The organism is Vibrio mangrovi, assembly GCF_024346955.1.
Classification (GTDB): domain Bacteria; phylum Pseudomonadota; class Gammaproteobacteria; order Enterobacterales; family Vibrionaceae; genus Vibrio; species Vibrio mangrovi.
The window spans coordinates 2,706,288-2,731,350 of record NZ_AP024883.1 but is presented as its reverse complement, the minus strand read 5'-3'; the positions used below and the strand labels follow the sequence as shown (position 1 = coordinate 2,731,350).

19 protein-coding genes are annotated in these 25,063 nt (G+C 44.0%); 10 read left to right on the top strand and 9 right to left on the bottom strand.

Annotated features, from left to right (window positions below; all coding sequences use genetic code 11):
• Positions 1-336 precede the first annotated feature (336 nt).
• The gene (locus tag OCU74_RS12035) at positions 337-2,229 is read left to right on the top strand and encodes a PTS fructose transporter subunit IIABC (RefSeq protein ID WP_087479956.1); all 1,893 of its coding nucleotides are present in this window, start codon (positions 337-339) and stop codon (positions 2,227-2,229) included.
• Between the two features lie 58 nt (positions 2,230-2,287).
• Here OCU74_RS12035 and OCU74_RS12030 read toward each other — a convergent pair whose 3' ends face one another.
• Together OCU74_RS12030 and OCU74_RS12025 are read right to left on the bottom strand one after the other, a co-directional pair.
• Positions 2,288-2,575: a putative quinol monooxygenase gene (locus OCU74_RS12030; RefSeq protein WP_087479955.1), complete on the bottom strand. Its 288-nt coding sequence runs from the start codon at positions 2,573-2,575 to the stop codon at positions 2,288-2,290.
• 258 nt (positions 2,576-2,833) lie between these two features.
• Entirely contained in the window at positions 2,834-4,531 is a 1,698-nt protein-coding gene (locus OCU74_RS12025; protein ID WP_087479954.1) for a pectate lyase family protein, read from the bottom strand.
• A gap of 279 nt (positions 4,532-4,810) precedes the next feature.
• Between OCU74_RS12025 and OCU74_RS12020 the strand changes: the two genes are divergently transcribed.
• On the top strand, positions 4,811-7,864 hold the full coding sequence (locus OCU74_RS12020; protein ID WP_087479953.1) for a hypothetical protein: 3,054 nt from the start codon (positions 4,811-4,813) through the stop codon (positions 7,862-7,864).
• Positions 7,865-8,166: 302 nt separating this feature from the next.
• Here the strand turns inward: OCU74_RS12020 and OCU74_RS12015 are convergent, their stop codons facing one another.
• Positions 8,167-8,406, bottom strand: a complete 240-nt coding sequence (locus tag OCU74_RS12015) for a type II toxin-antitoxin system ParD family antitoxin (RefSeq protein ID WP_087479952.1) — start codon at positions 8,404-8,406, stop codon at positions 8,167-8,169.
• Positions 8,407-8,959: 553 nt separating this feature from the next.
• Between OCU74_RS12015 and OCU74_RS12010 the strand changes: the two genes are divergently transcribed.
• From OCU74_RS12010 to OCU74_RS12000, 3 genes are all read left to right on the top strand, one after another.
• On the top strand, positions 8,960-9,322 hold the full coding sequence (locus OCU74_RS12010; protein WP_087479951.1) for a toxin-antitoxin system TumE family protein: 363 nt from the start codon (positions 8,960-8,962) through the stop codon (positions 9,320-9,322).
• Positions 9,319-9,720: an HVO_A0114 family putative DNA-binding protein gene (locus tag OCU74_RS12005; RefSeq protein WP_087479950.1), complete on the top strand. Its 402-nt coding sequence runs from the start codon at positions 9,319-9,321 to the stop codon at positions 9,718-9,720. Before OCU74_RS12010 ends, OCU74_RS12005 begins: the two co-directional genes overlap by 4 nt.
• Before the next feature lie 227 nt (positions 9,721-9,947).
• The gene (locus OCU74_RS12000) at positions 9,948-10,313 is read left to right on the top strand and encodes a hypothetical protein (RefSeq protein ID WP_087479949.1); all 366 of its coding nucleotides are present in this window, start codon (positions 9,948-9,950) and stop codon (positions 10,311-10,313) included.
• A gap of 24 nt (positions 10,314-10,337) precedes the next feature.
• Here OCU74_RS12000 and OCU74_RS11995 read toward each other — a convergent pair whose 3' ends face one another.
• Positions 10,338-11,228 (bottom strand): HEPN domain-containing protein, encoded by an 891-nt coding sequence (locus OCU74_RS11995; protein WP_159457395.1) that lies wholly within the window; start codon positions 11,226-11,228, stop codon positions 10,338-10,340.
• A 430-nt stretch (positions 11,229-11,658) separates the two neighbouring features.
• On the opposite strand from OCU74_RS11995, the gene OCU74_RS11990 reads away from it, so the two are divergent.
• The 5 genes from OCU74_RS11990 to OCU74_RS11970 are packed head-to-tail and all read left to right on the top strand — an operon-like array spanning position 11,659 to position 19,023.
• Entirely contained in the window at positions 11,659-12,585 is a 927-nt protein-coding gene (locus tag OCU74_RS11990; RefSeq protein ID WP_159457394.1) for a DUF4007 family protein, read from the top strand.
• A complete protein-coding gene (locus OCU74_RS11985; protein ID WP_087479946.1) occupies positions 12,582-16,031 on the top strand; it encodes a hypothetical protein in 3,450 nt (1,149 codons plus the stop codon). Before OCU74_RS11990 ends, OCU74_RS11985 begins: the two co-directional genes overlap by 4 nt.
• Positions 16,024-16,851 (top strand): phosphoadenosine phosphosulfate reductase family protein, encoded by an 828-nt coding sequence (locus OCU74_RS11980; RefSeq protein ID WP_087479945.1) that lies wholly within the window; start codon positions 16,024-16,026, stop codon positions 16,849-16,851. Before OCU74_RS11985 ends, OCU74_RS11980 begins: the two co-directional genes overlap by 8 nt.
• A gap of 11 nt (positions 16,852-16,862) precedes the next feature.
• Positions 16,863-18,572, top strand: a complete 1,710-nt coding sequence (locus tag OCU74_RS11975) for an ATP-binding protein (RefSeq protein WP_087479944.1) — start codon at positions 16,863-16,865, stop codon at positions 18,570-18,572.
• Complete coding sequence (locus tag OCU74_RS11970) at positions 18,565-19,023, top strand: hypothetical protein (protein WP_143693141.1); 459 nt, start codon at positions 18,565-18,567, stop codon at positions 19,021-19,023. The genes OCU74_RS11975 and OCU74_RS11970 overlap by 8 nt, the downstream gene beginning before the upstream one ends.
• Positions 19,024-19,093: 70 nt before the next feature.
• Here OCU74_RS11970 and OCU74_RS11965 read toward each other — a convergent pair whose 3' ends face one another.
• The 5 genes from OCU74_RS11965 to OCU74_RS11945 form a co-directional block, all read right to left on the bottom strand.
• Positions 19,094-21,109: a DNA phosphorothioation-associated putative methyltransferase gene (locus OCU74_RS11965; protein WP_087479942.1), complete on the bottom strand. Its 2,016-nt coding sequence runs from the start codon at positions 21,107-21,109 to the stop codon at positions 19,094-19,096.
• Positions 21,110-21,281: 172 nt separating this feature from the next.
• On the bottom strand, positions 21,282-21,875 hold the full coding sequence (locus tag OCU74_RS11960; RefSeq protein ID WP_143693139.1) for a hypothetical protein: 594 nt from the start codon (positions 21,873-21,875) through the stop codon (positions 21,282-21,284).
• 48 nt (positions 21,876-21,923) lie between these two features.
• The gene (locus tag OCU74_RS11955; protein WP_143693137.1) at positions 21,924-22,433 is read right to left on the bottom strand and encodes a hypothetical protein; all 510 of its coding nucleotides are present in this window, start codon (positions 22,431-22,433) and stop codon (positions 21,924-21,926) included.
• A 328-nt stretch (positions 22,434-22,761) separates the two neighbouring features.
• Positions 22,762-23,439: a type 1 glutamine amidotransferase domain-containing protein gene (locus tag OCU74_RS11950; protein WP_087479939.1), complete on the bottom strand. Its 678-nt coding sequence runs from the start codon at positions 23,437-23,439 to the stop codon at positions 22,762-22,764.
• A gap of 57 nt (positions 23,440-23,496) precedes the next feature.
• Positions 23,497-24,942, bottom strand: coding sequence for a coniferyl aldehyde dehydrogenase (locus OCU74_RS11945; protein ID WP_087479938.1), 1,446 nt, complete (start codon positions 24,940-24,942; stop codon positions 23,497-23,499).
• Positions 24,943-25,063 lie beyond the last annotated feature (121 nt).

Sequence of the window (25,063 nt, the reverse complement as noted above, 5' to 3'; positions counted from 1 at the left end):
GACTATTGATATAAATATTATTCACGATTGGTGAGGAGAATATAAGCCACAGAGGCCGATACAGATCACATTTGAATCATGATGATACAATCCTCCAGTAAATGCATTGTTGTTTCACTATCAAGTTACAGGGGCAGTCATCACAATATTTTCGTTACCTGAATATTCAGGTCATCACATTGATGCTCTTACGGGGACTGGTCTTACCGGGACTGACATGTTTATAAGTAGACATGTTTATAAGTAGACATAGTTATAAACAGACATAGTTATAAACAGATATGGTTATCACATGCCGCTGGAAGCCTGGCAGACAAAACAGAACGGGGAACGAACATGATTACCAAGCTTATCTCACAGCGATTGATTCAACTGAATCTTTCGTCAACCACCAAAGAAGAAGTACTTGCAGAGCTGGCCGGAATGCTGGCAGCAGAAGGGCGCATCACCGATCAACAACAATTTCTGAGCGACATTTATGCCAGAGAAGCCCTTGGCAATACCGGCTTTGATGACGGTGTCGCGATTCCACACGCCAAAAGTACTGCCGTGACCGAACCTGCCGTTGTGGTCGGTATCAGTCGTCAGGGCATTGATTATGGTGCCGAAGACGGCCTGCCATCGAAACTCTTTTTTATGATTGCTTCTCCCGATGGTAACGCGAATCACCATGTCGAAGTGTTGGCAGAACTCTCCGCCAAGCTGATTGAAGAAGGATTCACCGAGCAGTTTTTTGCCGCAGAAACCGAACAGGAAGCACTGGAACTGCTGTTGGCGAAGTCGGAACCAACACCTCAGTCTTCCGGAGAAAACGGGTTTCTGATCGGTGTGACTGGCTGCCCGACCGGGATTGCGCATACTTATTTGGCAGCCGAGTCGCTGGAAAAAGGTGCCGCAGCGCTGGGCTATCAGATCAAAGTTGAAACCAATGGTTCGATTGGGGTGAAAAACAGCCCGACGGCCGAAGAAATCGAAGCGGCTGATGCGATTATTGTTTCCAGTGACAAACAGGTGGAAATGTCCCGCTTTGCCGGAAAAAAACTGATTGAGTCCGGAGTAAAAGAGCCGATCCGTGATGCTCAGGGACTGATTCACAAAGCATTACAGGCGCCGGTTTACCAGCCTGATTCTCATAGTGTTGCTCGTGATGCCGAGCCTTCAGTGAACCGGCCTGAGTTATACCGTTATCTGATGAATGGGGTATCGCATATGATCCCGTTTGTGGTTGCCGGTGGTCTGTTGATTGCGCTGGCACTGGCAATTGGCGGTGAACCGACCGAAGCCGGTATGGCGATTCCTAAAGGTAGTTTGTGGAATAAAGTACTGGATGTCGGTGTGGTTTCTTTCCAGCTGATGATTCCGATCCTGGCCGGTTATATTGCCTATGCGATCGCCGACCGCCCTGCATTAGCGCCGGGAATGATCGGTGGCTGGATTGCCAATAACGGTTCATTCTACGATGCGGATGCCGGAACTGGCTTTATCGGTGCGATTATTGCCGGTTTGCTGGTGGGCTATTTTATCCGCTGGCTGACCAGCTTTAACTACCACAAAATGATTCAGCCGCTGGTGCCGATTATGATCGCACCGATTACCGGTGCGCTGTTTATTTCCGGTCTGTTTATCTTTGTCATCGGTGCACCGATTGCCAGCCTGATGCATGGCATGACTGAACTGCTGACCACTATGAGTACCGGGAATATGGTATTGCTGGGGATTGTGCTGGGTGGTCTGGCCGGGTTTGATATGGGCGGGCCGTTTAACAAAGTGGCATTCCTGTTTTCCGTCGGCATGATTGCCAGTGGTCAGACTCAGTTTATGGGCGCGATGGCTTGTGCGATTCCGGTTGCTCCGCTTGGTATGGGACTGGCAACTGTCCTTGGCCGGAAACTGAACCTGTTTGAAGCGTCAGAGCTGGAAGCCGGTAAAGCAGCCGGAGCAATGGGACTGGTCGGGATTTCCGAAGGTGCGATTCCGTTCGCGGCGCAGGATCCGGTGTCAGTGATTCCGGCGAATATGCTGGGTTCAATGGTTGCCGCTGTCATGGCTTTCTCATTCGGTATTACGGATAGTGTGGCACACGGTGGCCCGGTGGTTGCTCTGTTGGGAGCGATGAACAAACCATTGCTGGCACTGTTCTGTATGGCTATTGGCGCAGTCGTCACAGCACTGACCTGTATCACGCTGAAGAAAATGCGTCAGGCAAGATTACGTTCGGTGAATGCATAAATAAAATATCGGCACCTGCCTTGGCAGGTGCCTGATAATAAATCATTCTGTCAATTGATCAGGCCATATGAATCCGCGTATAGGTGACGGATTTTTTATCGGTAACCATTGGCCCGGTTTTCTGATCAAACAGCAGAAAATGTTCGGTTTGCAGATGAGTATTGAACTCTTCTTCTGAACCGTACAGTTCATAGAAAAACACCTGCTTCTCTTTATCATTCCAGCAAATATCAAATTGCAGACATCCGGGCTCGTCTTTTGCGGCATCGGCATTAGCCATCGATAGCTTGATAAATGACTCAAACGACTCGGGGACAACAGTAAAAGTCACCGTAACAACGTACATATACTTCCTCCTGAAGTATGCGTGAAGCTGAAAAAAGTAACAGGCGGAACATACCAGCCCTGTATGATGGCAAACATCATCGTTTTTATGGGTGGATGAGTCCGCTCATGACGAGCATGATATGACTCAACACACCCTACATCATATTGTCATCTTCCGGTGCTATCAATCATGAAGTTTGACTGTCGGCATAAATTCTTTTGCTCAGGTTTCACCAATCAGATTGGTTTTACTCAACTGGCTTTACTCAACAGACGGTTAACCGGCAAACTTCAGTGTACCATCCTGTACGCCGGCATTTTCTGTCGCGAACTGTTTTGCGGCTTCGGCACTGCTGACATTGCGTTCATAAGGCCCGCCGCGCCAGGAAGTTTCACCGGATTTCTGGTTCTGGACGCTGATATTGCTGCCGACATCGGTAAAGTGTGCATTGCCTTTGTCATCCAGCATTCCTGACAGACTTGCCTGTCCGCCGCCGTTCCGGCCATTCTCAAAGAAGTTGGATTCAGAGAAAATTGTGGCGTTGCTCGCTGCGGTAAAGCCCAGATTAAAGTCATCGATGTGGTTGTTATACACGTCGAACTGACCGTAACGCATCAGACCCGGCGCCCGGACATCGAGATTTTCGAAGTCGTTATGAGCGATGGTCATACGCGGATAACCGGTATACTTATCGGCCGCCGCCTGAGTATCTTCCGGATAACCCAGAATCAGCCCGTATTCGTTGTTCTCAAATTTAGAGTTGGTCAGGCTGACCATATCCGCCGTTCCGCCGACATAGAGGAGTTTATCCTTACCGCCCTGATAGTTGTCTCCCTTAGTGCCGCTAAAGGTGCTGTGGTCAATCCAGTAACCCTGTCCTTTATCGATGTACAGCGGGATATCATTGTTTGCGGTATATTTGTCGTCATGGGTGAAGTGCAGATTCTGGAAAATATCATTTCCGGCGCTGTCACCGCTCTTAAGGTAGATATTGTGTAGCTGGTTGTTTTTGCCGTCACCGATAATGGTTTTGTTGGCACCGAACTCCAGATCAGTTTTCTCTGCCGCCGAGAGGTTACTACCCAGTTTAATAATGCGCGGATCATCACCGGACAATGCTTCTTTCAGCTCGCCGACACTGTTGACTGTAACCGTTTCGCCCCCTGCGCCACCGGTAGTTTTCGCGACTTTTGCAAACCCTTCCATTCCGGCAACCGAGCCGGCTTCCTGACTTGAACTTACCGCAGATGTTTTTGCCGCAGCGGAGACATTTTTACTCGCTTCGACGTCACCGACTGCTGAAGTCGCTTTCACTGAGTCCGCATTTTTCACCGTATTCACTTGTGGTGTTGCGATCGCAGACGGTGCTGCTGACTTGTCTGGTGCCGCTCCGATCGCTGCATCCGGTTGTGCGGCGGCTTTGCTTCCTTTCACCGCTTCACCGCCTTGCAGTGCATTGACCGCCGGTGCAGCCTGTGGCTGAGCGTTTCCTGTTGTTTCAGGTTTGGCCGCTGTCAGTGCAGCCGGAGCCGCTGATTGTGGTGAAACGGCGGAAGTATTGCCAGCCGTCTGTGGTGGCGTCATCTGTGGCTGAGTGGTCTGCGGTTGCGAAAAAGGCGCAGAAGATGGGCTGCCACCGCTTGACGGACTGCCGACTGAAGGTGCGCCGGGTTGGTCATTAGATTGCCCGTTCTGTTTATCAAATAACTTAAACAGTTCCTGAATAATATCGCGGATAATATCTTTCAGCGAAATCTGCTCCAGTCCATCCATTCCCCGCATACCTGAATTCGGATTGAACTGGTTATGATCCGGGCGCATGGGCGCTGAGCTATTGCTGTAATCAATATAAGATTTCCCCGGCGCCTGAGTCTGAGTGGACTGGGGCGAGAGGTTACCGGAACCGCCTTGTGACATCGGATCCTGAAAAGTAATCGAGACATTGAGTCTTGAGCTGTCGACTGAATTTATCATTGCAATTTCACCTATAGAAAACGGGCGGTTTGGATGTCTGTAGCTATAAGTGGCAATTGGGTGAGGTGAGTTCCGGTAGGGTTGGGTGAATGTTTGTTCTCTTCTTTATAGTCATGGTTGATTGTAATGAGATGAAATTGGAAACGTAGGAACGACGGGGAAAATCCGTGTTTTGGCGGGGGAATGTACCGTGAGACATTTTAGACTTGACGTATCAATAGCGGTAAATCTGTTTGTATTACTCGCTTTTCTTAATCTCTTTCACTATGGATAAAGACGATGGCGGAAATTAATACTCAAGGCAAAAATACGGTAATGGTTCCGACAGATAGTTTAGCTGGTGCTGGTGTTACTCCTTACCGACTGAAAGTAGAGTTAAAAACGAGTCGTGCTTTTAACGGAGAAGGTGTTATTCGTTGTAATCATGCCGAAAAAATTCAACTGTTCGATGCAGCGCAAGGCGGCAATACACTTTATGATGCAACGGATAAAGATGATGCTGATATCTATAAAGTAACAAAAAGCGACTGGAACTCTGCTGGATTGACGGTTTACATCCAGGCGAAAGCAGCAAGCGAGAAAAGCAGCGATATTGAACTTGAATTCAAGGCCAACAGTGAAACGGCAAAAACACAATTGACGTTTATTCAGGCCAAGCTAGACATCTGGGATGAGCAGGACACTCAAATTGCCGATAGTGATAAATCAGCTACTGGCCGGATTGTTGAAGTACAGGATGAGCGCTTTGGCCGACAACGGGCCAAAGTTTGCATTCGTCAGGTCATACCGACTGATTTTTCCGGTCAGGTGACGCTTGATTTATACGATGATAAAAACAACAAAGTCACAACCGAGCCGAAGGTGAAGTTATTTACGAGGCAAACTGCATTCCGGGGACAGGGCGCGGAAACACTTGCGATGATGCTGGATTGCAAAGACGCCGATGTCAATAAAGACCACATCTTCTGGCTTGAAGGTGCTTCAGTCAGCACGACCGAACGCGATGCAAGGCTGGCACTCACGATTGGTGACCAATTTGCCGATATCATCGCGCTTACGGTGACGAATTTAACCGTCAAAGTAGCCCGGCACGATGGTGCTCCGCTGTCGCAAGAAGTTCAGTTCGCCCTGAGCGGCGCTGCCACAAAAACCGTAAATACTGTGCAAGGTATTGCCCGGTTTTTTCTGGCCCCCGACACATATAACCTTGCGATGACACCGAAAAAAGATGAAGCGGGTTGGGTCAAAACGCCAGACTCAATGACGGGACTCTCCGTGAAGAAAGAGACGTCAACCATTGCTGAATGGAATCTGTCGCCTTATAAAAAAGCTCAATTGATCGGTTTCAATATCAAACCGGATACCCAAGACATTTCCGGTAGCCGGTATTATTTAGGTGACGCTGATGCGAAGCTGGATATCAAAAAACGCTGCGATATTCTGAAAGAATCCATAGAAGCGGCAGAAAAAAATACCAACATCAAGAAAACCCCGGATGTCTTAAAAATATTTATGGCTTCTGAGTTTTTCTTTCGCGGCGCACAAGGGGGATACCCGATTGAAACCATCCCTGAAATTATGACTGAAATGGGAAAAACCGTTCATAACGATACCTACAAAGACTGGCTGTTTATCTGGGGAACGGCGATCGGCTATCAAAAACACAGCGAAGGCGGCAAGCCCATCAGACATACGGCGATCGTCCATGCCGCATACATGACCCACACGGAAGATATCATCAAGGTTGAAAGTGACGATACCAGCGTTGCATTAACGATCAAATCTGAGCTTGGCGCACGTATCGATACAAATTGGTCCATCAAAGAAAATATCGTCAGGCCGGTGACAAAAAATGCCAGTCAAACACAACCCGGTGAATATCAATTCACCATCGATAAGGCGGTTATACCTCAGAACAAAAGTACGATTCAATTGCTCGAACCGCAGTCAATGGTCATGGCTGACCAGACGAATACTACGGTGAAAGTGAAGTCCGGGCTATGCGGGAATATTAAAACCAGCACCTACTGGAAAATTCGCCAGCCGGGGAAGGAAGCCACCATTACCAAATGTGACCCTGATGGCGATGGTACATATAAACTCACGCTGGATAAAAATATTAGCTTGCAGCGAGCCCCTTGCGAACTGATTGAGCCGATTGCGGTCGTGACCGATACTTCGAAGCTTTTAACGAATAAGGTGAAAGTCGAGGGAAAAATCGCAGCCCAAATACTGGACGACTATCATTGGCAACTGATACAGGACAAGCAGCAAAAGACCATTACCCAATGCCAATATGTCAGTGGAACAACATATGAACTGACACTTGATGATGCGACGGGAATTCAAGTCGGTCCGGTCGAGTTTATCGAGCCGGTTGCCACGGAAATATTTAATATGGCACTGGTACAAAAAGGGGGCACAGCCACCACAGAGCAGAGTTGTAGCCTCAAACAGGTGATCGTCTATAAAGAGTATGTTTCGCACATTGATTTTATTCGTGATACAAGCCTGCAATGGGGCAAACCGACGGAAAGAAAGATAGTCATCCACGGCGAGACGCGGATGGCTCTGCCGACTTCCGGTTCTGTCGATACACTGGGAGCGAGCCCGAATAAGCCGGTAAAAGGCGGGATCAGTGAAATCAACCGCAGCGGGCTTGGCGGAGGCGGTGTGTTTACCATTGACGGAATTACCTTTGGGCTGGAAGTCTGTCTGGATCATGCCTACAACCGGTTGTGGGAGTTCTATGATAAAGCGGCAAATTCAGGTGATCCTAAAGTGCAAATTCATCTGATTCCATCCTGGGGGATGAGCATTCATGGTGGGGTCGTATCTTGTATAGCAGACGGTCTGGTCTTTAATGTCGATGGTCCGAGTGGTTCTGATGCTGAAATAAATGATGATAAAGGCGCGGGTGATTACTTCTGCGTAGAGCATGAACACTATACCGATACATCCAGCGGCAACTGTAATGCTTATTTATTTGACTGTCCATCATGCGGCAAAGAATATGCCTATCCTAAAATTCCAGCTCCTGTTTGCCCTAGCTGCTCCACGCATCCGGCATTAGAAAAATCATACTATTGTACTGCGTGTAGTTCTTGGGAAAATAATTCAACTTGCCCTACATGTTCAGCATTACTTACTCATGAAAGTGCCGGCTGTACTTTACCGCTCCAGCATCAAGGAACCAAAATCCCGAAAAAAGCAGGGAGTGTGTCTGTTGGTTTAAACGCTAAAGTGAGTGATTGGAAAAAATACGCCAGTGACAACGATAACCTGACGATTTATGAAGTCAAAGACATTCCCGGTGCTCAACTGGTTCCTTAAATTGTTCAAGTGCCGGGGATTCAGTCAGATTTCCCGGTACTTTCACGAGCAGTTGTTCCTGGTTTGCTGAGCAATAAAATCAACATATTAACTTGAGTCTCTGATTGTACTGGTAATGGTTAAGGTATGAGGGATTGATTAATACGCTGGATTTGGGGGAATTCAAAAGTGTGGAATAGTGTCATTTAGTGATAGCGCCCTGAGGCGAGAAGATCGAAATCTGTGCCACCAGCCATTTTTATCTGATTAAGATTGTCTCCGCAGTGCGGAGACAATTGAGCTGTGTGAAGAAATATTGAATTTCAGTCAAATCTATATGTTTCCAGTTCACCGGCATCTTTTTCGGCTTTGGCAATCAGTGACTGCTGAACGAATGCATAAGATAAATCCGGGTTGTCTTCCATTATGTGGTCCATTTGCTTGGCTTCCTGAGTATCAAGCTCGCCGATAAGTTCATCTAAATCGTAGTCGGTATCGCCACTTTGCTCACCTTCGGCCAACAACTGCTGCAAGGTTTTCAATTTAGTATTGTCTGGTTGCATTCTTCTTTCTTTTCGGTTGAATATTCTCTACAAATAATCATCGTACTCACTACTCTGTCAATAAAATCAAAGTATTAACTTGGGGGGCGACTTGAGGGGGAACTTGGGGGCTGGGAAGTTAGAACTATTCAATATTCTCTCCAATCCTTCCCCGGCAAACCTCTTCTGTCAGCGTTTTCAGTTTTTCCACTTCTTCGGCCAGATAGTCCAGCTCTTCGACGGTGATTTCGTCGTGCTCTGAGTAGCGGACATCGCGAAAAATTGTCGCAATGGTGTGAATATCCTGTTGTTTCCGCTTGGGAAGATGGTCTTTTCATTCTTGTCATCGTACTACGCGGTGGGAGTCGGGTAAATGGGCGTATCAGGGTTGAGGTGAGTTTTGCGTGTGATCACGGTTTTTGGTGTAAGTGTGGTGTTGGTAAAAGTATGAGGGATTGACTGATACGTTGGATCTTGGGGAATTCAGAAGTGCAGAACAGAGCGATTTGATGATGAATGACTTCCTGATATCATTAATTTTGTTATACTCCAGGTATAACATCAGGAAGGACTGATGGAAGCGTTGGATGTTTTGTTGAGTATGCATGGCACTGAGGTGTACCGGGATGATGGTTATTGGTGGAAGATTGAAGTATGGACGGTTCCACCAACCAGAGAACGCCCTCACGGGATCCGTTACAACATGACGTTACATAACAGATTTAACAAAAGAGTTTTTGGTTATGACAATGCTCATGCTGTGAAGTCACGAAAAAATAAACGATTCAGCGGAAAACGGTATGACTACGATCATTTGCATAGAACAGCGATTGATCAGGGAACACCCTATGAATTTCAGGATGTTTATACGTTACTGCAAGATTTCTTCTCCGGTATTGATACGACCATAGAAGCAATTGAAGGGAAAATCACATGAAAGCAAGAATCGGCATTATGTCTGAAGCTCTGATTCGTTTCCGTTTGCTGGCGATTGCGCAGGGGAAATATGTGCCGCAAGCGGATGAGCCGAAGGTTTGGTATACATCAGTCAATGCGGTGGCGCAGATTTTAAGACCGGAGAATATTGCCTTATTACGTCTGATCGATACAGAAAAGCCAGCAAGCCTGACAGAATTAGCCAGAATTTCCGGTCGGGCGAAGTCTAACTTATCTAACACCTTAAAAGCGCTCAGTGACAAAGGCTTTGTCCGGATGGAACCTGCTACTGGTAAGATTCTGCAACCAGTGGCGATTTATACGGATTTTGAGATTATTTCCGACTCCGCACTTGAACAGAAGTTATTAAAATTAATGGCTTCGATGTCTGCGGCCTGAGGCGAAAGCTCCTAAATATGTGCCCGTCATTTCTGCTCGGTTAAGATTGTCTCCGCAGTGCGGAGACAATTGAGCAGGGCGCATTTAAAAATCGTTTTAGTCCATTCTCTATTGATAGCATCGTGTGTCGCTGGTGGCTCGTTCTATGATGTTCTGTGCAAAAAATAACATAACGACTCTCAGGACTTTTGATACGATAAGGCTTTGTCAATCAATCGGTAATACTTATGAAGTTAAAGACGTTAGCCGCTTTGTTGTGTGTTTTTATCGTTATTGTTCTTTCTGGGCTTAACGCTTGGAATATTTGGGGGGATTTTGTAGAAAAGGCGATTTCTTTTGCCACAACAGCAATGTTATTTTTGGTTGTTACTGCTTTGTTTGATGTGTGGCGTGGCGGTAAAAATTTCAAAGTGAATGAAATAAAAGCAATAGCAATATCATTCCCTATTATTACAATCATTGAATATGTTTACCCTGTTATTAAATACTCAGAACAAAAACATTCAGGCTGGTTATATTCTATGTCAATGGATTTAATGCTGGCTTTTTTTGTTTCTTCTGTACTATGGGGTTATTTAAAAAAATGTCAGTAAATATATCAATACTTACTTCTTCCTTTACGATTCAATATTCTCTCCAATCCTTCCCCGGCAAACTTCCTCGGTCAGCGCTTTCAGTCTTTCGACCTCAAGGGCCAGATAGTCCAGCTCTTCGACGGTGATTTCATAATGCTCCGAGTAGCGGGCATCGACGTAGGCGCGTTTGAGGCGGTGGAAGCTGCGGCGGTGGAACTGGTTGTCGGCGGGGAACAGGCGGGCGAAGCGTTCGTCTTGTCCGGCACAGAAGGCGCGCAGTTTTTCCAAATCGTGGGTTTTGGGCAGATAGTTGGTACACACTAATAGGGTGCAGGCAAGAAAACGTTCCGTTGCCTGATGCATCATGAATGCAGCAAGTGAATATTCTTTTTCTTCATAGAAATTGCGATAGCCTCTCACAAAGCCATTGGCACTTTGCAACCAGTGATCAAAATGCTTTTCGGCAATCTGCCGACTTTCTTCCGCAGTCAGATCACCCGGCAGGGCCAGTTCCCGGCCGTCGGCGCTATACAGCTCAATGCCTTGCTCGCGTATATCCTTAAAGAAATAGTGTCCGTCGTGCAGCCACTGATTGACTTCGCCAAGGGTGTGGACAATCAGCCCCAGCGGCGTTTTCGGAATGCGGCGGCTGATGCGGTCTTCCGCCAGACTCCACAGGGAGAATTCCTCCACCAGTTCAAAGCGATTGACGATCACCAGCACATCATAATCGCTGACATAGCCGTTCACCGGGTCATTGACCCAGTTACCTTTGGCATAACTGCCGAACAGGATAATTTTGTGGATCTTAAAACCAGCTTTTTTGCCGTTTTTTCCCGCCACATACTCATCCATCACATCGCGCAAAATGGTCGCAATGGTGTGAATATTCTGTTGTTTCCGCTCGGGAAGATGGTCAAGTGTCTTTTTCATGTCGGTCATCGTACTACGCGGTGAAGGTCGGGTAAATGGCAGCATCGGAGTTGGGGTGAGTTTTGCGTGTAAGTGCGGTTTTTGGTGTAAGTGTGGTGTTGGTTAAGGATGAGGAAGAGTCAGTGAGCTAGAAGTTCTATAAACCTGTCCACTTATTATGTGTTGAATTAGTCGTTATCAGCAATAAATGACGGTTGTTCTGCTAAACTAGTCGTTTCTATTGTGTGCACAATGCAGTATTTAGGAAAGGCTTTTCTAGTTACGAATAATAATGCTTTAATACTGAAATATGGATGAAAAACACACTTTTGGATGCTGTATGGATATACAGGTTATTTTCTGCGTGATAACCTGTACTATACGCAGTTAATGATTTTTTTACTCATTGGTTTGAATTGTTTTATTTTCAATGGGTTATATAAGTGAAACCATGATAAAGTTAAATGAGAAAGACTGTGCATTTGGGCGGCACGAAACGTTCCAGTTACGATTCAGTTGGTTGCCTAAGGGCTATCAGGAATTTTGTAAGGATAATAGTGTATTTGAGAGTAGTGAAGCTACGGTCAGATTAGGCGTTGGGAAGAACATGGTGTCGTCTATCAAGTATTGGATGAAGGCCACACAGCTTCTGACGGAGAAAAGTGAGCTATCTGATTTGTCTCATTACATCTTTGATGAGAACAATGGTGTTGACCCTTATCTAGAAGATGAAGCGACCATTTGGTTACTACATTGGCTTTTGTGTACAAATCCGAAGCAAGCAACGACATGGTTTTGGTTTTTCAATCGCTATATTGCAGCCGATTTTGATACAGAATCTATGCAGTCTGCATTAGATGACTTCATTCATGAAGAAAAAATTAAAGCTCCTTCCAGTACAACATTGAGGAATGATTGCTCCGTTCTGACTCGAATGTATGCTATCTCCGATGAGTTGGGTAAAAACGGGCTTGATGATGTACTAGATTCCCCAATGGCTTTATTGGAGCTAATTAGTAAAGTTGGTAATAAACGTTTTTCGGCAGAATTAGGCGAACGAAATGACTTGTCTCTTGGAGTGTTTGGTTTTGCTGTCGCTCAATGTGTAAATAGTTACATTGAAGATAATGATCGTGGAACGATACCAATGAAGAATCTTATCTATAGTCAAGGAGATTCTGCCGCCGTTGCATCTGTTTTTAGAATGACAGAAACTGATTTCATGACCAAATTAGAGAAATTGCAGAGTAAGTTTCCTGAATTATTTGAAATAAGAGAAACGGCAGGTATTTCTCAGATCTATTTAGGTCAGGGTGTTAAGCGTATCGAACCAATGGCTTTTCTTCAGGCCCATTACCAAGGAGAGTTAGTCGTATGAGTTTACATAACTATATTACTATACGCTCAGCTTATACTCGCTCTATTAATGTAGAGAAACATAGCTCATCGCTTGAGAGTGTTGTCGGTTATCTGCCCACATCACGTGCATTGGATACCTTACAGAGAGTTGTGGATACTTTTGGTAACAGGGAAGTACCAAGATCATGGTCATTGGTTGGCCCCTATGGTTCAGGAAAATCGGCCTTTGCAGTTTTTCTTAGTGCGCTATTAACCGATCCTGTATCTCAGTTACAGAAACAGGCCCACGCTAATTTACATAACGTTAGTAAAGCGTTATCTGATAGCTTTTCAAAGGAAATCAATAATACTTCTGGTTATCTTAGAGTAATGATTAGTGGTTCTTCTGAACCGCTATTGAAGCGTATATTACAATCTTTCCATCAGGCCACTATCAATCTTTGGGGAGAAGACGAAGGTCAATCGCCTGAGATTGTTCGTGATTTTGAGACGGCTCTGAATACTGAGAACATGAGTGCGAACGAATTAGTTTCACTGGTTGCAAAATTGCAATTTGCTCTTTCTACAAGTAAGACACACTCATTAAAAGGTATAGTTTTAGTCATTGATGAACTTGGTAAATTTTTAGAGTATGCATCCAGACATGAAGATAGTAATGATCTTTTTGTGTTGCAAGCTATTGCTGAACATGCTCAACAGCCTAATGAAGTTACTCTTATGCAATTTGTTATGTTGCATAAGTCGTTCGAACAGTACGCACTAGGTTTATCGGAACAATCCCGTAATCAGTGGGCGGCAGTTCAGGGACGTTTTGAAGAGATTCCTTTTATAGAAAATACTGAGCAAGTGTTACGTGTGGTTTCTCGGGCAATTGAACAGAATGACTCTGTACCATCTGCAACCCAAGTTCAGGCATTAGTGACGAAAACAGTTAAAGTTCTTGAGAGTGAAGGTGCTTTACCTTCTTTATTGAATCATGATAGTGCTGTGGCATTATTTACAGACTGCTATCCTTTACATCCATGTAGTGCTTTGCTTCTGCCTTATCTATGTCAGCAAGTTGCGCAGAATGAACGAACTCTTTTTAGTTATCTCGGCAGCTCCGAAGCATTTGGTTTTCAAAGTATGCTGTCATCACTGAATCAATTAGGTGATGTGATTCTCCCGCATGACATTTATAACTATTTTATTGCTAATCAAACGACAGTATTGGGAGATTTTCAGACTCAACGACGTTGGGTTGAGGTGATTACTGCGATAGAGCGTTTAGGTGATGTTGAAAACCAAGCCACAATCAATCTTTTGAAAACAATTGGATTATTTAATATTGTAGGCGCAAAAGGTGGGTTGAAACCATCTGAAGAAATTCTTCTTAGTTGTTTTGAATCCAAAGTATTTCATCGTGCAGTCAAAGAGTTGGCAGATAAATCAATTATCACACATCGAAAATTTAATAACGAGTACCGAGTGTGGCAAGGTAGTGATTTTGACCTACATGATGCTTTGGAAAAAGAACTTGATAAATTAAAAGGTATGTCCGTTCCTTTAGCATCTGAGTTGATGAAATCAAATCCCCAACAACCAATTGTTGCAAGGAAATATACGATACAGACAGGTGCTCTTCGTTATTTTATTCCTGTATACGCTGATGCTTCTTCGGTTCACAAACAAGTGGTTGAAGATAAGCAAGCGAAGATCATTTTCTATTTATCTGATGATAGGGAAGAACAACTCTCTGCTCTTCAAGATGTGTTAGAAAACATGAAGGGTGCTAATATTCTTTGTGTTGCTTCAAATAGTAATTTGTTAGCTCAGGTTACTTTAGAAATAAATGCCTATCGTAGAATCAGTACTTCTCAAGAGATCCACAATGATCCTGTTGCGAAAAAAGAATTAGAAGTCAATCTTAATGCTGCAGTATCAAATCAGAAGAAGCTTCTGAATGAGTTACTGTATCAGCCAGAAAAATCGACATGGTTCTATAAAGGTAGAAAACAGCCCATTAGTTCTAAGCGTGATATTCAACAGGTATTATCAAAAGCATTTCATGAGAAGTACCCATATATGCCTCATGTATTTAATGAACTCATCAATAGAGATAAACCATCTTCTCAGGCGGCAGCTGGAAGAAGTAAATTGATGAAGGCGATGCTCAATGGGCAACATATTGATAACTTAGGTATTGATAAATTCCCGCCCGAGAAAGCTATGTATATGGCAATTCTCAAAGAAAACAATTTACATAAAAAAGTCAATGGGAAGTATATATTTGATGCTCCTTATGGCGAATCAACTTATCTTAGTGTGTGGTCTAAAGTCTCTGATTTTATGGATTCGACAGAGAAGAAAGCAAAATCTTTCTCTGAACTTTCTGAAGAACTAATGGATGCTCCTTATGGCGTAAAAGCGGGACTCTTACCCATTTTTTATTTACACGCTTATTTGCTTTATCAGGATGACATTGCCTTTTATGAAGAGGGTAAATATCAGCCGCAAATGACCGATGAACATATTGACCGATTTATTCGAAAACCGGAAGATTTTACGTTTCAACTCTATAAGGTTGAAGGAATCAATGCATCTCTGATTAATGCCTATAGTGAAGCTCTTTATGAAGGAAAGAACAAAAATAGGAAAGTAATCAACCTGGCTAGACCATTAGTAACTTTCTATGAAGGGTTACCTGATTTTGTAAAATCGACGCGCTCTCCTGACTTATTAAGTCCGATGACCTTAAAAGTTCGTGATGCAATCAAGATGTCTAAGTCACCTGAGAAACTCATATTTGAAGAACTTCCAGTAGCATTAGGATATAACGCTTTAGAAGCAAGTAGCAAAATTGATGTGAGGGAGTTTTCGGCGCGGTTACATTTGGTGATCCGTGAGTTAAAGAATGCTTACACACAGCTTCTGACCGCTCAAGCGCAAGCTATTTCATCTCAATTACACGATGGTGGAGCATATGAGTTGCAAGAGCTGAGAACTCATTTACAAAACCAGTATGGTATGTTGGAACACCTAGCTATCGACAATACTCGAAGTTTTGTGAAAAGACTCACTGATCCAAAAGGTGATGAAAAGCTCTGGTTGGAAAATGTTTTGGTTAATATGAGCCGAAAACATCCAAGTGAGTGGAAAGATCAGGATCTAGCTAAGGCAGAAGCAAATCTGGCTGATTTGAGTCGTCGCTTAAGAGAGTTACAGGCTATTGCCTATGAACAAAATAGGCAGAGAAATGTAGCTAAAAATGATAGTGACTTCGAAGTGATTATGCTTCGTTCGATTAAGCAGAGTACTCATCCGAAAGAGAGAGTGGTGACGATTAACAAGAGTGAGCAACATGTTGTTGATGAGCATATTCAGTCTATGCGTGATATTATTTCAGAGTTAGATGAGCATACGCGAATGGCTGTATTGGCCCAATTGATAGATATGGAATTACCAGAAGGGCAGTCTTATGAGTAATAGAATCACGGTGAAAGAAGCACTTGAACGGAAAGATGTTCGTCATGTGATTGGTATCTCTGGTGGTAAAGATAGTGCGGCTTTAGCGATTTATATTCGTAACAACTATCCTGAGATTCATGAAAAAGTCGAGTATTTCTTTTCTGATACGGGAGCAGAATTGGAAGAAGTTCTTGATTTTATAAAAATTCTAGAATCATATCTTGGAAAGCCAATTACTAGACTCTCGAGTGATAAACCATTTGAGCATTGGCTGAAAGTTCATAATGATTATCTGCCTTCTCCTCGCCAGCGTTGGTGTACTGTCAAACTGAAGTTAAAGCCGTTTGAAGAGTTTGTCGGTAATGACCAGGTGATTAGCTATATCGGTATTCGGGCTGATGAAAATCGTGAAGGCTATGTCAGCCAGAAAGAAAATATCAGTGCTGTTTTTCCTTTTATTGAAGATGGACTTGTTCGAGATGATATTTTTCAAATCCTGAAAGATACTGTTGGTGTCCCTAAGTATTACGAATGGCGTAGCCGATCTGGCTGTTATTTCTGTTTTTTCCAGAGGCAAGATGAATGGTTGGGATTGAAACGCAATCATCCTGAACTTTTTGAAAAAGCAAAAGAAATTGAAAAGACTGCCGGTAATGGATATACCTGGGTTCAGGGGAGAACTTTAGATGAAGTTGTTGCTCATGCTGAGAGAAGAGAAAAAGAAAAAGGCATTATTTTTAAAACTTCCTCTACATCAAAAGAGAAGTGGCAGACGGTCTTAGCCAATATGGAAGAAGATGATGCAGATGATCAGGCATGTATAATTTGTAGTTTATAGAGGGAAATTTTATGGCAATAAAAACAGGGCAAGTTAATGCAGCTAGGTTATTTGAAGCGTTAGGAAAGATTGGTTATTCACCAGAATCTGCTTTACTCGATATAGTTGATAACTCTGTTGCTAATGGTGCCTCGAAGATTGAGGTTCAAATAGTAGGAAAACGTGTATCAGTTGGAGATAAGAAGCGAACCAAGACCGTTATAGATAAATTTATTATTAAAGATGATGCGTGTGGGATGAATGAAAACGGCCTTGATAATGCGATAGGTCTTGGTTCAAGTTCTGACCATTATGATGATAAAACGCTTTCTAAATTTGGTTTAGGATTGAAGTCTGCATCATCGTCTTTAGGTAAGAAACTGACAGTAATTACTACCCCTGATGGAGAATCTTTTTATAAGGGTGTTGTAGATCAAGAGAAATTGGTATTCAACTATGAATATGAATTTACTCATGCTAATAGGGAAGATATAGAAAGTCTTAAAGATTTTTGTGGTAAAAATAAATCTGGTACTTTTGTAATTATAGAAAAATCTAGACACGAGAGCTTACCTTCTATAGCTGAAATTCTTAGTAAATTAAAGAATAAAGCTGGTATAGTATTTTATTACTATTTGGAAGGTCTTGTTCCAGATAGAAATAAAATATCATTGATTATTGATGATGAGATTATCCAAGGTTTTGATCCGCTAGCTTGTAATGAGATCGACTCTAAAGATGGAAATTTAGATGATACATCTTGGAATGGTACAAGTGTTAAATGGATTACAAAACCGAGTGTTATACAACTTTCAGAAGAAAACCCTGAATGTGTTGCAACAATTGAAATTACACAATTGCCTCATCCTCCTAGTGTTGGGAAAGACGAAAATATCTCTTTATCACAAGCTCAGTGTCGTGATAAATATATGATAGGTGCAGGAAATTATGGTATTTATGTGTATCGTAACTATAGATTGATTTCATGGGCTGATTCTTTAGATGTAATTAGGCTAGATCAAGACTTGTATAGTTTTAGAGGGCGACTGAATATACAGTCAAACTCAGATGATATATTAAATATAGATGTAACAAAAAGTAGGATTCATCTATCAGAATTAGCTAAATCTCAATTGACTCCTGAACTTGGAGAAGCCAAAAGAAAGAGTTTGAGTGCATGGAGATATAGAAGTCGTGTTATCGATGATTTAACACGTTCTACTCCACATACTGACATAAATGATGCCCTAAATAGAGTTGATACTGAAATTCAGAAAGACGAAAAAATTGATGAATCTTTAGCTGAGCCTAAAGAGCAAAAAGATATTTCTGAAAAAAAACTAAAACTACAGTCATCGAAGCCTGTTACTCCTGAGCAAAAAGAAAAAGTAGAAAGAGATAACGAGAAAGTTCAGTATGTTGATTCATTAGATAATAATCAACTTTGGGAACGGGGACACGACCCGGAAAAAGGTTTGATTGTCAAGGTCAATCGCTCACATAGATTGGTTCGAGAAGTTATTGATAGTGTGTCTGTAAATGGTACTCTCGTTCGAGTCCTTGATACTTTATTTTTTGGTTTGGCTCGTGGAGAATATCGTTTTTTATATAAGAATGATACAAAGTTATCAATAGAGGCAATGGAGCGTTTATTAGACGATTATAGAGAAACCGTTGGAAATGAGTTATCTGAATTAGTAAAACGTATTGGTGCAAAGAATATAGCTAATGGAGATGAATAAATTTGATTTTATGGTGAATGGGGCGGAAATTTCTTCTCCATCTCCGGCTATTTATTGCCTGGTTTCAATGAATCCTAGATGTATATATATTGGGCAGACGAATAGTAAGCTAGGGGTTCTAGGGCGTTTTTCTCAACACTTGTCAGAAACAAGTTCAAATACATTTAAACAACGTATTCGAACATTATTTAATTATGATGAATATACCTATGATAGTATACATGGGACGTATTTTTCTTTACCAAATAGAGAATGCTTCACTAGTAGTGCATCAGATTATCGTGAAGCTATAGAAGGATTAGTTCAAAGTGAACTCATTTCAATTGCGGCTCAAAAGAAATTTATAGTAGTATCTAGAGTTAGTAAAAATCGACTCTGCGAACAGAGTGAGATAAAGACTTTATCCCAGGCCGTTGTAGAGAAATTTGGTAAATTCTTGAGGTGTTTTTAAAATAGAAATAGAGAGCATTTATTACTCTCTATTTCTATTGAACGTTCAGTATGGTTGTTTAGTATTGATATTATAAAAGTTTAAATTTTGATATTCGCTTACGCTCTTTATTCAAGAGGGTTTCTAATTCAATACGTCTCATCATCACTTCCCGGTCAAAATCAGTCTCAAGCACCTTCCCCAACCGCCGATCAAAACTCAACTGTTTCTTATAATCCGGATGCTCAATCGGAATGTACAAATGCCGGTTGAGCAGGGGCGGGCGTTTGTCTTCATCGACATAATCGAAGAAATCAATCTCCTGATCGGCCATCTTGATTTTGATGCGTTCGACGAGAAACGGGACGGATTGTTCGAAATCATCGTAAGCGGTGAGGGTTAACTTGCCTGAGGTGATGTGGATCTTGATCAAATCAATGGACTCGTCTAATTCCCCGTACATTTGCAACCCGGCACCGACGTAGACGCGGAGAAGGAGCGGTAGTTCGTCGATATGGTTTTTGTGAAAAATCAGCGAATGTCCCTGATTGAGCACGCTGGCTGGGAGTCGTTGATGGGCTTTCTCACACTGGCTGTGAATCAACTCGGTATCTGCAATCGCAAACAGCAGTTCGGTGGCTAAGTTGAGCGCGGTTTTGTAGTCGCCAAACAGGGCTTTGATATCGCGTTTTAAAGACTCCGGTTGTTGAGTATAGGGCTTGCGCTTTTCAAACAGTCCCATTGAGAAATAGAGCAGCAAATCTTCTTTACGGTTCTGTTCTGCCTGTTCAAATTCACGGGTGTCAAATAACTCCCGTAGCAAAGTAAATATCTTCTTATGCGAACCAATAAGTTGCCGGACATCATCTGATGGTTCAAATTCATCGTGAGCCGGGATGCGCCCGAGCTCCAGACAGGTATTCCAGAATCGCTCAAACAGCGCCTGATGTTGGGTGATGACGAGTTTGGCTTTGTCTCTGGCTTCGATTGGTGATGGAGAAGTGAGTTGCTTCCAGACATGATGACGGGTGTATTTTTTCTGCAAGTATTGTTGTTCTTCGAGTTTATCTCTGAAGATATAAAAAATCCCCGGCGCAGCGGCAATCACATCTTCTTGTAGACTCCTTTCGAGATAAGTTTTGATTTCTGATTGGACGTAATACTTCTGAAAGGTATTGCGTGAGGTGATCACGCCGTCTTTGTACGGTGTGAATTGTGCAATATAGCTTTCGTTGGCCAGCATCACCGAGACCACCAGAAATTTGTCGGTTAACTCCCATGCGCCGAGCAGGGCATCGAGCCGTTCGTCTTTGTCTTCAATGACGTTCAGCACGAAACCCAAATTGACGATATCAGAAGGAACTTTGTCCGTGTCCGGGCAGTAAATCGGATCCCAGCCTAAGGCATCGATGCCGTGTGCTTCCAGTTCGCGCAGGTCATCAGATTTCCCGCAGCCATAATCAAAGATCGAATAACTGCCTTCGAGAAAACCGTGTTTGGCTAATGATTTCATCGGCGCGGAAAGTTCATGGCGGACCAATGCAGTCTTATAGCGATCAATATTGTCTGCCGCTTCTTCATTGGGAAGCGCCGAGCGACGAAACAAGCGGCCATCGACCAGTTCATAACCATGCTTGTGGATCAGATTTTCCCAGGTTCTTTTAAAACCGATGATACGGGGATTTTCATACAGTCCGGCGTTTTCTCCTTCCTGAGTGACTGCGGTGAATTGTTCGTAGTGGGGATTATCCTTCAGCACCATGGTTTCTTTGCGGTGCAAAATTGGCGGATTTTCCGAGTCGTGGTAGGCAATGATTTTATGTGTCAATTTGGACAGATCGACATTCAGGCTCTGTTTTAACGCAGGATAGGAATCGGTATAAAAATCAGGATAGCTGAGTAGTGAGAGACGGAATTCCTTCTTGAACAGTTTGACCAAGTCCCATTGTTCCTCGGGTAAATTCACTGCCTGCCCTACGGCTGGAATAAACTTTTGCAGCACTTCAGGGAGAGCGGAAAATGCATCTTTATGTAAGTAGATTGCTTCCGGGAGATGTTTACCGGCAGTGATTTGAGCGACCAAACGGGAAAATTGTTCCTTGTCCATTGCAAAACTCCATCGTTATCCACGATGTTGTATTGTATCGGTTTTGGTGGGAGTTTTCTTCCTCTTCGCACCAATCCCCCACAACCCTCGGCATCCACGAAGCAATTCAGTGCTCCCTGCACCGGGAGCATCGGAAATATCTTGATTATCATCGGGGGGAGTTGTTTAAAGGCTACTGACAGTCTGCAGATGTAATGGTAACCGAAACAACGTCCTTACCTTGCAGATCGCGGAATTCGTTGATGGATTCGATCTGGTCGGAGAGTGGGCGCTGGCGGATTAAGAACGGGCAGAACATCCGCTGTAGTCCGGGTTTGAGCCGGATGGTAAATGTCTTGGGAGAAAGAGGCAGACGTGTGACCTGCTGGTCCAGAATGGTGTATTTGCCGAGTAGCTTTTTATCACCGCTTTTTAATTCATCGACTCTGATGAAGTTGCCTAATGGCAGCGGCAGATAGAGCTGCTCTTTGGATACGAATCTGGCGATATTGGTGTTGACATCCTGCCGCGAGCCGGACGTTGTTTTGATGTAAAAACCTTCTTTTACCATGCATTGTTTGAACTGCATCATTTGATGGTTTATCTCAGTGTGACTTTTTTTGTTCTTACCGGTATGGATATCTGCTTTCCAGCCACACTCTTGTTTCGACTGGGCGATTTGCTCAGCAGTCGCCGGTTGCCCCTGATACATCCACGTTGAGCTGGGCTTTGTTGCACAACCACTGAGGAAAATTATTGCGGCGATTACACTAATCAATCGTTTCACGTTATATCCTTGTTTCTCTGATTTTCTGTATTGTTGGTATTCAGATGTTCATCGCGGAGGATTCAGACACTCTTTTACCGGGATTGAGGCCGAGATGAGTGTTTTTCCCTGTGGGTTACGGAACTCACTGACCATTGATATCCGAGTATCAATGAGTTGATTACTGTCTAAAGCGGAACAAAATGAGCGGAGCAAAGGTTTGAGAGGTACAGACAGGGTATCGAGAGCAGCATCCGCAATTTTCTGATCCAGGATAGTGTATCTGATGATTATCTTGTTATAGCCGCTATCTAACTCGTCGATACTGATGAATTTTTTCATTTCCATCGGGAGAAATAAATTCCCATATTGTACAAAATCTGTAATACGACCATTAATATTCTGATTCGGGCTTAAAATTGTCTTGATGTAAATTCCTTCTTGGGCCATACATTTCTGGAGTTCTATTCTCATTAAATAGGCTTGGCTTTCTATTTCTTTTACAGCTTCATCTTTTTCGAAGAGTTTGCTGATATTGGATTCCCAGCCACATGCCTGTTTTGACTGAGCAATTTGCACCTCAGTTGCCGGTTGCCCCTGATACATCCATGTTGCGCTGGACTTTGTTGCACAACCACTGAGGAACATTATTCCGGCGACTAGACTCATCAAACGTTTCACTTGAACTTCCTTACATTACGACGCTCTTTTAATGCTCTGCTTTATACCATAATTGATATATTTGTCATATGAATGGCTGGGTTGGAAAAGGAAAAGTGAGGTGTGGGAGAGAAATAAAAAAGACCTGCTCAATGGTGAGCAGGCCGGGACAACATGAATCGTTGTGAATAAAGCAGTGGATGTTCCTGAGCCTGAATAGGCTCAGGAGGTGTTACGCTAGTTTTGGTTACGCCAGTTTTGCCAGTAATGCCTGAGCAACGGCTTCTGAACTGCCCGGGTTCTGGCCGGTGATCAGCAGACCGTCTTCGACCACATAAGGCATCCAGTCCGGGCCTTTTTCGTACAGACCACCGAGGGCGATAAACTCATCTTCAATTAAGAATGGAACCACGTCAGTCAGTTCAACGGCCGCTTCTTCTGTATTTGTAAAACCGGTCACTTTACGGCCTTTGATCAGCGGCTGACCATTTTCAGCTTTGACGTGACGTAATACGCCCGGTGCATGACATACAAAGCTGATAGGTTTGCCGGCCCGCTCGAAACTTTCAATCAGCTTGATTGAATCCGCTGAGTTGGTCAGATCCCATAATGGGCCGTGTCCGCCGGGGTAAAAGACCGCATCAAAATCGTCGTGGCTGATGGTTTCCAGTTTGACGGTGTTTGCCAGTTCTGACTGAGCTTGTGGGTCTGCTTTAAAGCGATGGGTTAGCTCGGTCTGAAAATCTGCCAGATCACTTTTAGGGTCCAGCGGTGGCTGACCGCCTTCGGGAGAAGCAAGCACCAGCTCGGCTCCGGCATCTTTAAAGGTGTAATAAGGTGCAGCAAACTCTTCGAGCCAGAAGCCTGTTTTTGCGCCAGTGTTACCCAGTTCACTGTGAGAAGTCAGGACCATTAAAATTTTCATCGTTATTTCCTTGTCAGATTGATTAATATGAAATTCATTATGCCGGATACGAACGGCTTACTGATTTAAAAAAGCTTCCAGTTGTGCTTGTTTGTCCGCATAAGGAGCCCGCAGACGCAGGTTCGATATGCCATCCTTACTCTGTTCAACAATCGGCTTGGCGTGGCTGAAGCGGCGGAAGCCGTGAATGCCATGGTAAGCTCCGATGCCTGAGGCACCGACACCGCCGAATGGCAGATCTTCGATTGATGCGTGCGTCATGACATCGTTGATGACCAGTGCACCGGATGTCGTGCTGTTGGCAAATTTTTCCTGCTGAGCGGTATCTTCGCCAAAGTAATAAGCAGCAAGCGGGCGCGGATGTTGATTAATATAGTCGATCGGTTCATCTGCCGCCTGATAAGTTCTGACCGGCAGAAGCGGGCCAAAAATCTCTTCCTGCATGATCAGCATGTCGTCGGTCACATCGAGAATCAGGTGAGGAGCAATTTTGCGCCGGACTTCGTCATAAGCCACTTCTTCTGTCGGAGCTAAGCTGATAATCCGCGCGCCTTTGGCTCTGGCATCATCCAGCAGGTCAATCAGGCGCTGATAGTGCCGGTCACTGATGATTGCCGTGTAGTCGGGGTTGTCCTGCATGGTGGCAAAACTCTGGCGGATAAATTGTTGGGCGGCATCAGTCAGTGCATCTTCCTGACCTTGTGGAATCAGCATGTAATCCGGAGAAAGACAGATTTGCCCGGCATTGAATGTTTTGATGGTCAGTGTGCGTTCGGCAACGGTGCGGATATTGGCATCGGCTGCAACCACGACTGGCGATTTACCACCGAGTTCCAGCGTGACCGGCACCAGATTTTCTGCTGCGGCCCGCATGACATGTTTACCGACTGTGGTACTGCCGGTGAAAACCAGATGATCAAAAGGCAGAGCGCTAAACTGTTGAGCAATATCGCTGTCACCGAGCACAACTGCAAGTTCCATCGGTTCAAAGTAGCGGCCAACCAGTTCGGCCATCAGCTCTGATGTCTGCGGTGTGAGTTCTGAGGGTTTGAGCATCGCGGTATTACCGGCTGCGAAAACACCGGCCAATGGTCCGAATGACAGATTGATCGGGAAGTTCCACGGGCTGATGATGCCAACGACACCGAGCGCCTGAGGCTGAATTCTGGCCTGAATACCGTTATCGACAGCGATGGTTTCAGGTTCTGCCCAGGTTGCAACATGCTCTGCCGCATGTTGCAGCATTCTGATAGTCGTTACGATGTCAGCAACCAGTGTCTGATAAGGGCTGCGATGGCCGAAGTCGGCACTCATAGCCTGAGCCAGAGCTTTGTGATTTTCTTTCAGCAGCCGGATGGCACGTTGCAGACGGTCTTGTCTCAGAGCAATATCTGCCGGCCCAGTTTTGATATGTGCACTTTTCATGCTGTTGAGTATGGTGCGCAGTTCACCGAAAGCAGAGTTTGTATCCAATGATGGTTGATAAACGCCCTGAGAAGACATGTTGGCTCCTTAATGAAAACTGACTAATGAATATGAATCAGACTATCAATTTGATTTATAAGCATATCTTGTATGCTGTGACGTCTGTTCTTAAGTTGGGAGTATCTTAAGCGAGACTGGT